A 13,889-nucleotide genomic window follows, 5' to 3' on the forward strand; every position below is an offset into this window, starting at 1 on the left:
ACCTGACAGGCCGGTGTGTATGCCGTTGTGCCGTGTCAGTGGAGGCGCATTATAGGGAGATAATTCTGGCTGACAAGTATAAAATTCAAAAAAATTATCGTTTGATTACTTTCCAGGCAAACCGACCTCTGAAAGGTAATTTTTGCCTGGTTTTTATACAAAAACGAGCCCCTGAGGGCCCGTTTTCTTTATTTTGTGACTTACTGCACTGCCACAATACGATCGTCTTTTACGACAAGCTGCACCGTTTTGCCTGGAATAAGCTCACCAGACAATATCTGCTGCGCCAGCGGGTTTTCGATCTGCTGTTGGATAGCACGTTTCAACGGACGCGCACCATACACCGGATCGTAACCATTCGCGCTCAATAGCTTCAGGGCTTCGTCAGAGATAGTCACCGCATAGCCACGCTCTTCCAGACGTTTGTACAAACGCTGCAACTGGATCTGCGCAATAGCAGCAATATGTTTCTCACCCAGCGGATGGAAGACAACCACTTCATCAATACGGTTGATAAACTCCGGACGGAAGCTTTGACTTACCACTCCCATAACCAATTCCTTCATATGACCATAATCCAGATCGCCGAAACGTTCCTGAATCAGATCGGAACCGAGGTTCGAAGTCATGATCACGACAGTATTACGGAAATCCACCGTCCTGCCCTGTCCATCCGTCAGACGACCATCGTCAAGCACCTGCAACAAGATGTTGAATACATCCGGATGCGCTTTTTCCACTTCATCTAGCAGGATGACGGAATAGGGGCGACGACGAACCGCTTCTGTCAGATAGCCACCTTCTTCATAACCGACATATCCCGGAGGTGCACCCACCAGCCGAGAAACGGAGTGTTTTTCCATAAACTCAGACATGTCGATACGCACCATTGCATCGTCGCTATCGAACATAAAGTTCGCCAGCGATTTACACAGCTCGGTTTTCCCTACCCCGGTTGGCCCAAGGAACAGGAACGAACCGATCGGGCGATTCGGATCTGACAGACCCGCACGGCTACGGCGAATGGCGTTCGATACCGCTTCTACCGCTTCGTCCTGACCAATCACGCGATGATGCAGGTCATGCTCCATGCGCAACAGTTTTTCACGTTCGCCTTCCATCATCCGCGACACCGGAATACCGGTCCAGCGCGCCAGCACTTCGGCGATCTCAATATCCGTCACGCGATTACGCAACAGACGCATCGTTTTGCCTTCAGCCTGGGTTGCCGCTTCCAGCTGTTTTTCCAGTTCGGGTATTTTCCCGTACTGCAACTCCGACATCCGTCCAAGATCGCCATTACGCCGCGCCTGTTCCATCGCGATTTTCGCCTGTTCCAGTTCAGCCTTAATGGTCTGGGTGCCGGAGAGAGAAGCTTTCTCAGCTTTCCACTCTTCTTCTAATGCCGAATACTGACGCTCTTTATCTTCCAGCTCTTCGTTAAGCATTTCGAGGCGTTTTTTACTCGCTTCGTCAGACTCTTTCATCAGCGCGCGCTGTTCCAGCTTGAGCTGGATAATACGGCGATCAAGACGGTCAAGCTCTTCCGGTTTAGAGTCAATCTGCATACGAATGCTGGATGCAGCTTCATCGATCAGGTCGATAGCCTTATCCGGCAACTGACGATCGGAAATATAGCGATGCGACAACGTTGCCGCCGCGACGATCGCCGGGTCGGTAATCTGCACATGGTGGTGCAGCTCATAACGTTCTTTCAGGCCACGCAGAATCGCAATGGTGTCTTCCACTGTCGGCTCAGCAACAAACACTTTCTGGAAACGACGCTCCAGCGCAGCATCTTTCTCTATATACTGACGATACTCATCCAGCGTGGTGGCACCAACGCAATGCAGTTCGCCACGCGCCAGTGCTGGCTTCAGCATATTACCCGCATCCATCGCACCATCGGCTTTCCCGGCGCCAACCATGGTATGCAGTTCGTCGATAAACAGAATGACATTGCCTTCCTGTTTAGAGAGATCGTTCAGCACACCTTTCAGGCGCTCTTCAAACTCACCGCGGTATTTCGCCCCGGCCACCAGCGCGCCCATGTCCAGCGCCAGAACGCGCCGACCTTTCAGCCCTTCCGGCACTTCACCATTAACAATGCGCTGCGCCAGTCCTTCAACGATAGCGGTTTTACCCACCCCCGGCTCACCAATCAGCACCGGGTTGTTTTTAGTCCGGCGTTGCAGTACCTGAATGGTACGGCGGATCTCTTCGTCACGGCCGATAACCGGATCGAGCTTGCCTTGTTCGGCACGCTCGGTCAGATCGACGGTGAATTTCTTCAAGGCCTGACGTTGGTCTTCAGCCCCTTGATCGTTCACGTTTTCACCCCCACGCATTTGTTCAATGGCCTGAGTCACATTCGCCGTAGTTGCGCCCGCCGATTTCAGTAAATCGGTCAGCGTACCGCGAGACTCCAGCGCCGCCAGAACAAAAAGTTCTGACGAAATAAAGTTGTCACCCCGTTTTTGCGCCAGCTTGTCGCAAAGATTGAGCACACGTACTAAATCCTGAGAAGGCTGCACATCGCCGCCGGTGCCTTCCACCTGCGGTAAACGGCTCAATGCCTCTTCAACGGCTGTACGTAGCGAGCCAGCATTAACGCCGGCAGAGGTTAATAAAGGAAAAACCGAACCGCCTTCCTGCTTCAGCAGGGCGCTCATTAAATGAAGGGGTTCGATAAATTGGTTGTCGTGCCCCAGTGCGAGAGACTGGGCATCGGCAAGAGCAAGCTGGAATTTATTGGTAAGACGATCCAGACGCATAACTCCTCCCATAACAGGTCAAAATTGCTACTGGAGATTAAATGAGGTCATCCCTCAATTATTCAAGGTGAGTGACCTGAATTATGCAAAAGAAAGCATATGCGAACTGGATCGTCTTGATTCTTTAGGTTATATCAGCCAAATAAAACTTGCCATACGGCCGGTTATCTTGTCCCGGCGGTATGAGAAAAAATCATCCTTTTGACTGAAGGTGCAGTGCTCACCACCGAATACTTGCTGGACGCCCACCGACGCCAGACGCTGGCGCGCGAGCTGGTAGATATCAGCGAAATATTTCTCACCGTGCGGACGAAAAGCCCGATCGGCCTCGACATCATGCGCCATAAATGCCTCACGCACTTCTGCGCCGACTTCAAACGCCTGCGGCCCAATCGCTGGGCCTAACCAGGCGAGCAGGTTTTCCGGCTGGTCGGTAAAACAGGCAACCGTCTTTTCCAGCACGCCCGCACACAACCCGCGCCAACCGGCATGAGCAGCAGCGACTTCGGTTCCATCACGATTGCAAAACAGCACCGGCAGGCAGTCGGCGGTCATCACCGCGCAAACCGCACCGGGCGTGTTGCTGTATGACGCATCCGCCCGTTTAGAGGTATAAGGCCCACCATCGAGCAGCAGTACGTCGGTACCGTGTACCTGCTCAAGCCATACCGGTTTTGAAGGCAGCCCTCCCCCGGCAAACATTCGTTTGCGATTCTCTTCCACATGCTCCGCATCGTCGCCACAGTGGGCGCCGAGGTTTAGCGAGTGATAAGGTGACAAGCTCACACCACCGATACGGGTTGAACTGCATGACGCCACGCCTTTCGGCTGCGGCCACTCAGGGAGGATCAGTTTGGTCATAACCAGGCGACATCATCCTTATGGGTTTCAAAATCCGCGCGCATGGCAGCAATCAAATCCACCATGTCCTGCGGAATAGGCGCGTGCCACTCCATCTCAATGCCGCTGATGGGGTGGTAAAGACGCAGCATCGTAGCGTGCAGAGCCTGACGATCAAACTTGCGCAGCACATCGATAAATTCGTCGGAAGCGCCTTTCGGCGGACGCGGACGGCCACCATAAAGCTGATCGCCAACCAGCGGATGAGTGATATGCGCCATATGCACGCGGATCTGGTGGGTGCGGCCGGTTTCCAGACGCAGGCGCAGACGCGTGTGCACACGGAAGTGCTCCATAATGCGGTAGTGCGTTACCGCCGGTTTACCCATCGGGTGCACCGACATATGAGTACGCTTGGTCGGGTGGCGACTGATGGGTTCTTCAACCGTACCACCTGACGTCATATGCCCAATCGCTACCGCTTCATATTCACGCGTGATTTCGCGCAGTTGCAGCGACTCGACCAGCCGTGTTTGCGCCGGGATCGTTTTCGCTACCACCATCAAGCCGGTGGTATCTTTGTCCAGACGGTGCACGATCCCCGCGCGCGGAACATCGGCAATCGGCGGATAATAGTGCAGCAATGCATTCAGCACCGTACCGTCCGGGTTACCTGCACCCGGGTGAACGACGAGGTCGCGCGGTTTATTGATCACGATAATGTCATCATCTTCATAGACGATGTTCAGTGGGATATCCTGCGGTTCGAAGCGCGCTTCTTCTTCAATTTCCACATCAATAGTGATGCGTTCTCCACCCAACACTTTCTCTTTCGGTTTGTCGCAAATACTGCCGTTGACCTGCACGTGCTGGTCGAGGATCCATTCTTTTATTCGCGAACGTGAATAATCCGGGAACAATTCGGCCAAAGCCTGATCTAAGCGTTGACCGAGTTGGTTTTCGGACACCGTTGCGGTGAGTTGTACTCGTTGTGCCATATACAGCTTCTTCGTTAACGTTGGGTTTTACGGCTTCGCCGTTTAATATAGTGTGCTATTGTAGCTGGTCTTAGTCGGGAGCAGGAATAAAGAATCTCCCGCATAAACATTCTGAGGAAAGTCTAAACGTCATGACGCGCTTGAAATATCTGGTGGCAGCCGCCACGTTGAGTCTGGCTTTGGCGGGTTGCTCCGGTTCAAAGGAAGAGGTGCCTGATAATCCACCAAATGAAATCTACGCGACTGCCCAGCAAAAACTGCAAGACGGTAACTGGAAGGCGGCAATAACGCAACTGGAAGCACTGGATAATCGTTATCCGTTTGGTCCGTACTCACAGCAAGTGCAGTTGGATCTGATCTACGCCTACTACAAAAACGCCGATTTACCGCTGGCGCAAGCCGCGATTGACCGTTTTATTCGTCTGAACCCAACCCATCCGAACATCGATTATGTGATGTATATGCGTGGGCTGACCAACATGGCGCTGGACGACAGTGCTCTGCAAGGGTTCTTCGGCGTGGATCGCAGCGATCGTGACCCGGCTCATGCGCGTGAGGCGTTCAATGACTTCAGCAAACTGGTACGCGGCTATCCGCAGAGCCAGTACGTTACCGATGCCACCAAGCGTCTGGTGTTCCTGAAAGATCGTCTGTCGAAATATGAGCTGTCGGTGGTGAACTACTACACCGATCGCGGTGCCTGGGTTGCGGTTGTCAACCGCGTAGAAGGCATGCTGCGTGATTATCCGGATACGCAGGCGACACGTGATGCGCTGCCGAAAATGGAAAAAGCCTACCGCGAGATGCAAATGAACGCGCAGGCAGACAAGGTTGCGAAAATTATCGCGGCCAACAGCAGCAATACATAAGTCTCTGAAACACAAAACGGCAGCCAGTGGCTGCCGTTTTTTTATTCATTTCACCAATAGCTGAAGCGGTTTAGCCGCAATTCATCCAATCAACTATGACCGCTAATGGAGAGTTCCACAAGGTAATTTTCCCCTCTTCCTGTCCTGCCTCACAAAACCTTTCCTTTGACAAAAACCGACAAAATAATGTGATTTAAATCACGCTTTTTGACATTAAGCACGGTATGCTGAAATCACCAAGACGGAAAGACAAGAGGTAAAATTTATGACAATGAACATTACCAGTAAACAAATGGAAATTACTCCGGCAATCCGCCAGCATGTCGCAGACCGTCTCGCCAAACTGGATAAATGGCAAACACATCTGATTAATCCACATATCATTCTCTCCAAAGAGCCGCAGGGCTTTATCGCTGATGCCACGATCAACACACCGAATGGACATCTGGTGGCCAGCGCGCGGCATGAAGATATGTACACCGCTATCAACGAATTGATTAACAAGCTGGAACGGCAGCTCAATAAAGTGCAACACAAAGGTGAAGCACGTCGCGCCGCAACATCGGTGAAAGACACAAGCTTCGTTGAGGAAGAAGAAGAGTAGTCTCTACATTGAGTCCATATCCAACGCGCCTGCGGGCGCGTTTTTTATTGACAGAGCGAAAACAGTGCGGGTACTGTACTTCGGTCGCTCAAAGGAAATTTACATGAAACTTGTACCGTTCTTCTTCGCATTCTTTTTTACCTTCCCCAAATAGGGAGGCGATTCGTTTTGTGATAAAGAATGCGAAGACGAACAATAAGGCCTCCCACTCCGGGAGGCTTTTTTTTTAATAATAAAAGGCAACAACATGACGGCTGAAAACCCCTTACTGGATTTACGCGTAAAGATCAGTGCACTGGATGAGCAGTTGCTGACCCTGCTAGCCGAGCGCCGCCAGCTCTCCGTTGAAGTCGGCAAAGCCAAGCTCGACTCACACCGCCCGGTGCGCGATATCGACCGCGAGCGGGATTTACTGGAGCGCCTGATCCAACTGGGCAAAGCGCATCACCTCGATGCACATTACATCACCCGCCTGTTCCAGCTGATCATTGAAGATTCCGTCCTGACTCAGCAAGCTCTGCTCCAGCAGCACCTCAACAAGATCAATCCGCACTCAGCGCGCATCGCTTTTCTGGGGCCGAAAGGCTCTTATTCGCACCTCGCGGCGCGTCAGTACGCCGCCCGCCATTTTGAGCAATTTATCGAGAGCGGTTGCCTGAAGTTTCACGATATTTTTAACCAGGTCGAAACCGGCCAGGCGGATTACGCCGTGGTGCCGCTGGAAAATACCAGCTCTGGTGCTATCAACGACGTGTACGATTTACTTCAGCACACCAGCTTGTCGATTGTTGGTGAACTGACTGTGCCTATCGATCACTGTGTGTTGGTTTCCGGCTCGACAGATCTTGAGCAGATCCAGACGGTTTACAGCCACCCGCAACCTTTCCAGCAGTGCAGCCAGTTCCTGAACCGCTACCCGCAGTGGAAAATCGAATATTGCGAAAGCACCTCGGCTGCGATGGAGAAAGTGGCGCAGGCGAGCTCACCGCACGTTGCTGCGCTGGGCAGCGAAGCGGGCGGCGCACTGTACGGTTTACAGGTGCTGGAGCGGAATCTGGCGAACCAGACACAGAACATCACCCGCTTTATCGTGCTGGCGCGTAAAGCCATTGATGTATCAGAGCAGGTTCCGGCGAAAACCACGCTACTGATGGCGACAGGCCAACAGGCTGGTGCGCTGGTTGAAGCGCTGCTGGTGCTGCGCAATCACAACCTGATCATGACCAAACTGGAGTCGCGTCCGATTCATGGCAATCCGTGGGAAGAGATGTTCTACCTTGATGTGCAGGCCAATCTCCACTCAGCAGAAATGCAAAAAGCGCTGCGCGAACTGGGCGATATCACCCGTTCGCTGAAAGTGCTTGGCTGCTATCCCAGCGAAAACGTTGTGCCGGTCGATCCGGTTTAACACTCTCTAAACAGCGGTTTCTTCATCCCTGCCACATTCACCGGCAGGGTGAAGATAGCGCCAGAAAGCGGATAACGCGCCAGCTCTTCTTCTTCCATATTTTCCCGTGTGGTAGTGATAAACAGCGTTTTCATGTCATCACCGCCAAAGCAGACCATTGTCGGGCAACGTACCGGTAAACGGTACTCCGCAAGCTGTTCGCCCTGCGGTGAGAAGCGCGCCACGCGCCAGCCGTCGAACATCGCACTCCAGTAGCAGCCTTCCACATCCACCGCTGCACCATCCGGGATCCCCTCTCCGGCAGTAAACCGGCGGAACACTTCCCGACGCCCCGGTTCGCCCTGCGCATCCAGCGGCGTACGATAAATCACACCGTTGGGCGTGTCGGAGGTAAACATCCATTGCTGATCCTGGCTGAACGCCAGACCATTCGCACCGTGAATATCGCACTGCACCACTTTCGGCGTCAGATCGTTATCCACACGCAGCAACAAAGCACCGTTGTAATCGCCCGGCCCCCAGAACGTCCCGGCGTAAAAGCGCCCCCGCTGATCGGTGCCGCCATCGTTAAAGCGCGCCAGTTGCGGGTTCGATGGGTTGTCGCACACTTTCTGTCGCAGCAGGCCGTGCGCATCCGTCAGCCAGATGGCGTTACGCATTGCCACGATAAATCCGCCCTTCTCGCGCAACGCAAAACAGCCGACCTCTTCCGGGAAGGAGAGCACCCGATGTTCGCCAGATGCCAGATAGTAACGATGAATTTCACTTTCCAGAATATCCGCCCAGTAAAGCGCCTGTTCAGCTTCGCTCCAGGTCGGGCACTCCGGCAGATGGCCGGTGTAATCAAACAGCTTCTGTAACTCCGCCATTGCGCATCCCTTAAATGAAAAAAGCCAGCGGTAACCACTGGCTTTTCAGTATAAACGGCTTTTCTTTTACTGGCGGCTGTCGTTCGCCTGGCGCAGCAATACGCGGCTTTCGTTCTGAAAACGCTGAGCGTAATCGCCAAACCAGTGCTCCACTTTGCGGAAGCTGTCGATAAAGGCCTGTTTGTCGCCCTGCTCCAGCAACCCGATGGCTTCGCCAAAGCGCTGGTAGTAACGCTTGATCAGCGCCAGATTGTTCGACGACGACATAATAATGTCTGCGTAAAGCTGCGGATCCTGGGCGAACAGGCGCCCAACCATTGCCAGCTCCAGACGATAAATCGGCGATGAGAGTGCCAGCAACTGCTCAAGCTGCACATTCTCTTCGGCCAGATGCAACCCGTAAGCGAACGTCGCGAAGTGGCGCAGCGCCTGAATAAACGCCATATTCTGGTCGTGTTCGACAGCGCTGATGCGATGCAGACGCGCGCCCCAGACCTGAATCTGTTCGAGGAACCATTGGTACGCCTCAGGCTGACGTCCGTCGCACCAGACCACCACCTGCTTGGCAAGGCTGCCGCTGTCCGGGCCAAACATAGGGTGCAGACCCAGCACCGGGCCTTTATGCGCCGACAACATCGCCTGCAACGGACCACTTTTCACCGACGCCAGATCGACCAGAATACAGTCATCCGGCAGCGGCGGCAGTTGGCCTATCACCTGTTCGGTCACGTGGATCGGCACACTGACAATCACCATACCGGCATCGGCCAGCAGCTCACCCGCCTGTGCCCAGTCCTCTTTCTCCAGAATGCGCACCTGATAACCCGACAGCGTCAACATTTTGGCAAACAGTTGCCCCATCTGACCCGCGCCGCCAACAATCACCACCGGCCGCATTTCAGGACACAGGGTTTTAAAACCTTTGTCATTTTCGCTGGAGTAGGATTCGCGCATCACGCGGCGCAGCACATCTTCAATCAGATCCGGCGGAACGCCGAGCAATTCGGCCTCTTTGCGGCGAGAAGCCAGCATTGAGGCTTCACGTTCCGGCACGTAGATCGGCAAACCATATTTGCTTTTTACTTCACCAACTTCGGCCACCAGCTCCAGACGGCGCGCCAGCAGCCCCAGCAGCGCCTTATCCACTTCATCAATTTGATCGCGCAGCGCGGTCAATTCAGCAACCATAACAACCTCTTAAGCGAAACGCGCCGCCAGACTATTGCGCAGATCTTTATCGATCTCACGCAGCAGCGCTTCGGTCGATTCCCAGCTAATGCAGGCATCCGTCACGGAAACGCCATACTTCATGGCGCTGCGCGGCTGCTCAGAAGATTGATTGCCTTCATGAATATTGCTTTCAATCATCAGACCGGTAATCGAACGGTTGCCATCTTTGATCTGTGCCACCACAGATTCGGCAACGGCAGGCTGGCGACGGTAATCTTTGTTGGAATTACCATGGCTGCAATCTACCATCAGCGACGGTTTCAGTCCCGCCTGTTCCATCTCTTTTTCACACTGCGCAACATCCGCCGGGCTGTAGTTTGGCGCTTTGCCGCCGCGCAGGATCACATGCCCATCCGGATTACCCAGGGTTTGCAGCAGGCAAACCTGACCGGCCTGGTTGATGCCGACAAAGCGGTGTGGCATTGCCGCTGCTCGCATGGCATTGATTGCCGTAGCCAGGCTACCGTCGGTGCCGTTTTTGAAACCGACCGGCATCGACAGGCCGGACGCCATTTCACGGTGCGTCTGGGATTCTGTGGTACGCGCACCAATTGCCGACCAGCTAAACAAGTCGCCGAGGAACTGCGGGCTGTTCGGATCCAGCGCTTCGGTCGCCAGCGGCAGGCCCATACTCACCAGTTCCACCAGCAGACGACGCGCAATCTTCAGGCCGGCTTCCACATCAAACGAGCCATCCATGTGCGGATCGTTAATCAGCCCCTTCCAGCCAACGGTGGTACGGGGTTTTTCAAAATAGACGCGCATCACCAGATAGAGGCTATCGCTGACCTCTGCGGCAAGGGCTTTAAATCGACGAGCATATTCAATCGCGGCTTCAGGATCGTGAATCGAGCAAGGGCCACACACCACCAGCAGACGCGGATCTTTTCCGGCAATGATGTTGGAGATGGTCTGGCGGGACTGCGCGATTTGCGCTTCCTGCTCAATGGTCAGCGGGAAAGCCGCTTTCAATTGTTCCGGGGTAATTAAAACCTGTTCGTCGGTGATATGTACGTTGTTCAGCGCGTCTTTTTGCATGATGGCGATCCTGTATGACTCGTTTTGCGATAAGGGTTCCTCCGCAGAGGATGGCGTAACCATACCACATACGGTAAAGATTTCAATCCACAAAACGTACCGATTTCTTTACATTGGCAATTTATTCCGCCTGATTACGGCGCTTAGTGTAATTATATATTTACACTCAGCGCCTTTTGCTTATGCCTGCGCGCTGGCTGAACGCTGCACGGCACGTTTCCAGCGCAGTGCATCAATCAGTATAAACAGCAGCAGACTGCCGCCCATCACCGGCAACATGAGCCCCAGCAGCAGCGCAATAACCAGCGTGCTAACGCGACCTGCCCGGCTTAAACTCAGCCAGCAAGAAAGCAAGGTTGCAGCCGGATTAACCGCAGCGCCTGCCGGTCGGCGAATCCACCACAAGCGATAGCCAACCACGATCATCACGCACAGTGCTGCGCCAAAGAGGATCAGTAATAACTGGTTCGCAAGACCGAACAACACACCCATATGAAAATCGACGCCCCAGCGCGTCAGTTTCGCCATCAGCGGGAAGTCGGCAAACCGCGTGCGATCAACCACCGCCAGTGTGCTGCCATTAATCGCTACCGCATCAACCTTCGTTGGCCAGCCGCGATCGATTTCTGTCACCGTCCACGCTTTATCCATGCTGCGCGGCGGACGGATCTCCAGCTTGCTGGCAGCAATTCCGGCCCGCCGGGCAACCTGCAACACATCATCGAATTGCACCAAATCCAGCGCCATTTCCGGCATGTTCATACCCGCATGATGCAGATGATGTTCCGCATGGGGATCGGTCGCCATCTCTGCGCCATCAAGCTGCGTGTTGACCTGCGGCGTCATCCAGCCAAAAGCCGCCCGCAGGCTATCGACATTGCCGCCCGCCCACTGCGACCACGTCAGGCCGGTGGCGGAAAACAGCAGCATACCGGCCAGCAGGCTCCAGCCGAGCACCACATGCAGGCGGCGATGGTTTTGCACCGCGTTATTTATCCGCCGTTTCGGACGCATGAAAAACCACAGCGCAATACCGCCCAGCGCCGCCACCCACATCCATGAAGCGGCAAGCTCACTGTAGAGACGGCCTGCATCGCCCAGCAGCAGCGAGCGGTGAAAATAGTCGATCCACTGGCGCAGCGGCAAAATACCGCTGGTACCGTACACCGTCATATCGCCCTTCACCTGTAACGTTACGGGATCGATAAAGGTGGCGCGGTTTTCCGACACGCCAAGTTGCGGATCGGCAAACATCACGCGCGTCGTGGCGTTGTCGGCAAGGCCTGGCCGCACAGCATGCAGACGCAGATGGCCGCCGGTCACCTGCTCAGCAACAGCAATCTGCTCAGCAAGCGGCTGGCGAGTCCCAGAGGACACACCATACAGCGCATCGCTGTAGAGGAGATTTTCGAGTTGTGGCGTCGCCACATACAGCGTGCCGCTCAGGGCCGCGATGAAGATAAAAGGCCCGACAAACAGGCCAATATAAAAGTGCAGGCGCCGCAGCAAATTCAGCCACGCCGCACGCGGGGTGCAGGAAGTCATACTTTTCCTCAGGAATAGTCAAAGCATGCCGTTACGCAGGGGCGAACGGCCTTTTATAAATGTCAGGAAAAGCAGAAAAGCGGCGGCGCGCGAGTATCAGGGTACAGCCAGGGGAAGAAGTGCCACTGTCTGACCAGCGGGCGAGCAGGCTTCAGGCGAATGCGCAATGCACGCCCCATCAGCAGCAGCGCAACCAGCAGGATCAGGCCAGGCACATGCGCCAGCAAGACGCAGTAACCGCAGGCTTCAGCGTGATCCACAGGCAGGGAAGTTTGTGGGGGCGTTTCCGGCTGAGATGACATCTCATGATGCATCGGCATGCTCATCTCGTGATGCATACCCGGCATGGCACTCATTGGATCTTGTTGCAGGGAGACGGAAATCAGCGGGGCGACGACGATCAGCAGGATCGCAAACAGCGCCAGCCATGTGGCTGAGCGTTTTGCTGCCCATTGATGAAAAACGTTCTTCACCGCATCTCCTCCCGATCGAGGCGGCATTGTAAATTAATCATCACCGGCAGGTTAAATTATTTCGAAAAAGAAAAGGTAAACGCAGCAAAAAAGTTAGTTAAGACGCTTTTTCTTCCACTCACAGCATTCAACGATTCATCCTTGCTTATCAGCGCATAAAACCTTTTTTCATGCAGCGAATTGCAGCGTTATGCAACCTCCGCCGCCATTTTGCCGCCATTAAGTTGCGACAGCGGGTTGAGCATCACCGCATCTTCAAGATGATCGGGCGCAAAGTGGGCGTAACGCATGGTTTCACGGATATTGGCATGACCAAGAATGCGTTGCAGCACAAGGATATTGCCGCCATTGGTCATGAAATGCGCAGCGAAAGTGTGGCGCAGAACGTGGGTTTTCTGCCCTTCGGCCAGCGCGATATCGGTGGTGGCCAGCATTTTGCTGAATTCCCCATAGCACGGCTGAAACATCTGCCCTTGCAGCGGCGACAGCTCGTCAAAAAGCCACGGCGGAATAGGCACCGTCCGGTTGCGCCCGCCTTTGGTTTTGATAAAGGTGATTTTATTCGCCACAAGCTGCGCGCGATTGAGGTTTTCCGCCTCGCGCCAGCGCGCGCCGGTGGCGAGGCAAATTTTCACCACTCGCGTTAAATCGGCATGCCCGTAGCGTTCGCAGGCCGCCAGCAGGGTGATGATTTGCGGCTGCGTCAGCCAGGTCATTTCCCGCTCTTTTTCGCGAAAAATGCGCACGTTTTCAATCGGGTTCGGCAGCGACCATTCCCCCAGCCGCCGCAGTTCGTTAAACACCGCGCTCAGATATTGCTGCTCGCGGTTGACCGTGACTGGCTTCACCTTCCACTTTGCTTTGTCCGCCGTGTAACCGTTATCGATTTCTCCGCTCAGACGCTGGTCGCGATAGTGCGCCCAGGCTTTGGCGGTCAGACGCGAGGCGACCGGATCGCCCAGCCCGCGACAGACAATCTCCAGCTTCGCCATCCGCGACTTGCCCGCCGCCAGCGACTGGCCATGCAACTTGAACCACAGCGCAATCAGCTCGCTTAAACGTCGGCGATCCTCTTTTTCGCCCAGCCACGGCTTCTCCTGCGCCTCCTGTTTCGTCCAGGATTCAAACGCTTCGGCCTCGCCTTTGGTATTAAACTGCCGACGAATACGCCGCCCTTCCCGCCCCTGCGGGTACAGTTCGCACAGCCACTTGCCGTTTTTCTGTTTGCTGACCGTCATTGC

Annotated in this window: 13 protein-coding genes and 1 other annotated feature; of the genes, 4 read left to right on the forward strand and 9 right to left on the reverse strand. The window is 54.5% G+C overall.

Translation table 11 applies throughout. The features are described from left to right. Positions 1–200: 200 nt before the first annotated feature. From clpB to rluD, 3 genes are all read right to left on the reverse strand, one after another. On the reverse strand, positions 201–2,774 hold the full coding sequence (gene clpB / locus DK872_RS25120) for an ATP-dependent chaperone ClpB (RefSeq protein WP_071921201.1): 2,574 nt from the start codon (positions 2,772–2,774) through the stop codon (positions 201–203). A 129-nt stretch (positions 2,775–2,903) separates the two neighbouring features. Beyond that, positions 2,904–3,635, reverse strand: a complete 732-nt coding sequence (yfiH, locus tag DK872_RS25125; RefSeq protein ID WP_035888442.1) for a purine nucleoside phosphorylase YfiH — start codon at positions 3,633–3,635, stop codon at positions 2,904–2,906. Next, positions 3,632–4,612: a 23S rRNA pseudouridine(1911/1915/1917) synthase RluD gene (rluD, locus tag DK872_RS25130; RefSeq protein WP_007370752.1), complete on the reverse strand. Its 981-nt coding sequence runs from the start codon at positions 4,610–4,612 to the stop codon at positions 3,632–3,634. The genes yfiH and rluD overlap by 4 nt, the downstream gene beginning before the upstream one ends. Positions 4,613–4,743: 131 nt before the next feature. On the opposite strand from rluD, the gene bamD reads away from it, so the two are divergent. From bamD to pheA, 4 genes are all read left to right on the forward strand, one after another. Further along, the gene (gene bamD, locus DK872_RS25135; RefSeq protein WP_007370751.1) at positions 4,744–5,481 is read left to right on the forward strand and encodes an outer membrane protein assembly factor BamD; all 738 of its coding nucleotides are present in this window, start codon (positions 4,744–4,746) and stop codon (positions 5,479–5,481) included. A 265-nt stretch (positions 5,482–5,746) separates the two neighbouring features. Continuing rightward, complete coding sequence (gene raiA / locus DK872_RS25140; RefSeq protein WP_007370750.1) at positions 5,747–6,085, forward strand: ribosome-associated translation inhibitor RaiA; 339 nt, start codon at positions 5,747–5,749, stop codon at positions 6,083–6,085. Between the two features lie 102 nt (positions 6,086–6,187). After that, positions 6,188–6,313 (forward strand) — a sequence feature (Phe leader region). Beyond that, positions 6,189–6,239 (forward strand): pheA operon leader peptide PheL, encoded by a 51-nt coding sequence (gene pheL / locus DK872_RS27410; RefSeq protein WP_194138581.1) that lies wholly within the window; start codon positions 6,189–6,191, stop codon positions 6,237–6,239. Its footprint overlaps the feature before it by 51 nt. 19 nt (positions 6,314–6,332) lie before the next feature. Continuing rightward, positions 6,333–7,493 carry a bifunctional chorismate mutase/prephenate dehydratase gene (gene pheA / locus DK872_RS25145; protein WP_007370749.1) on the forward strand — a complete coding sequence of 387 codons (1,161 nt, stop codon included), beginning with the start codon at positions 6,333–6,335 and terminating at the stop codon, positions 7,491–7,493. Here the strand turns inward: pheA and DK872_RS25150 are convergent. From DK872_RS25150 to DK872_RS25175, 6 genes are all read right to left on the reverse strand, one after another. Further along, a complete protein-coding gene (locus DK872_RS25150; RefSeq protein WP_161518941.1) occupies positions 7,490–8,362 on the reverse strand; it encodes an SMP-30/gluconolactonase/LRE family protein in 873 nt (290 codons plus the stop codon). The two genes, pheA and DK872_RS25150, sit on opposite strands and share 4 nt — an antisense overlap. 66 nt (positions 8,363–8,428) lie before the next feature. Then, on the reverse strand, positions 8,429–9,550 hold the full coding sequence (tyrA, locus tag DK872_RS25155; protein WP_007370747.1) for a bifunctional chorismate mutase/prephenate dehydrogenase: 1,122 nt from the start codon (positions 9,548–9,550) through the stop codon (positions 8,429–8,431). A 9-nt stretch (positions 9,551–9,559) separates the two neighbouring features. Beyond that, positions 9,560–10,630 (reverse strand): 3-deoxy-7-phosphoheptulonate synthase AroF, encoded by a 1,071-nt coding sequence (aroF, locus tag DK872_RS25160; protein WP_161518942.1) that lies wholly within the window; start codon positions 10,628–10,630, stop codon positions 9,560–9,562. A gap of 180 nt (positions 10,631–10,810) precedes the next feature. Further along, complete coding sequence (locus tag DK872_RS25165; RefSeq protein WP_161518943.1) at positions 10,811–12,175, reverse strand: PepSY domain-containing protein; 1,365 nt, start codon at positions 12,173–12,175, stop codon at positions 10,811–10,813. A 62-nt stretch (positions 12,176–12,237) separates the two neighbouring features. After that, positions 12,238–12,648 carry a DUF2946 domain-containing protein gene (locus DK872_RS25170; RefSeq protein ID WP_035888430.1) on the reverse strand — a complete coding sequence of 137 codons (411 nt, stop codon included), beginning with the start codon at positions 12,646–12,648 and terminating at the stop codon, positions 12,238–12,240. 188 nt (positions 12,649–12,836) lie between these two features. Continuing rightward, a complete protein-coding gene (locus DK872_RS25175; RefSeq protein WP_149288445.1) occupies positions 12,837–13,886 on the reverse strand; it encodes a site-specific integrase in 1,050 nt (349 codons plus the stop codon). Between the last annotated feature and the right edge of the window lie 3 nt (positions 13,887–13,889).

This window comes from Kosakonia sp. MH5 (assembly GCF_009935945.1).
GTDB classification, from domain to species: Bacteria; Pseudomonadota; Gammaproteobacteria; order Enterobacterales; family Enterobacteriaceae; genus Kosakonia; species Kosakonia radicincitans.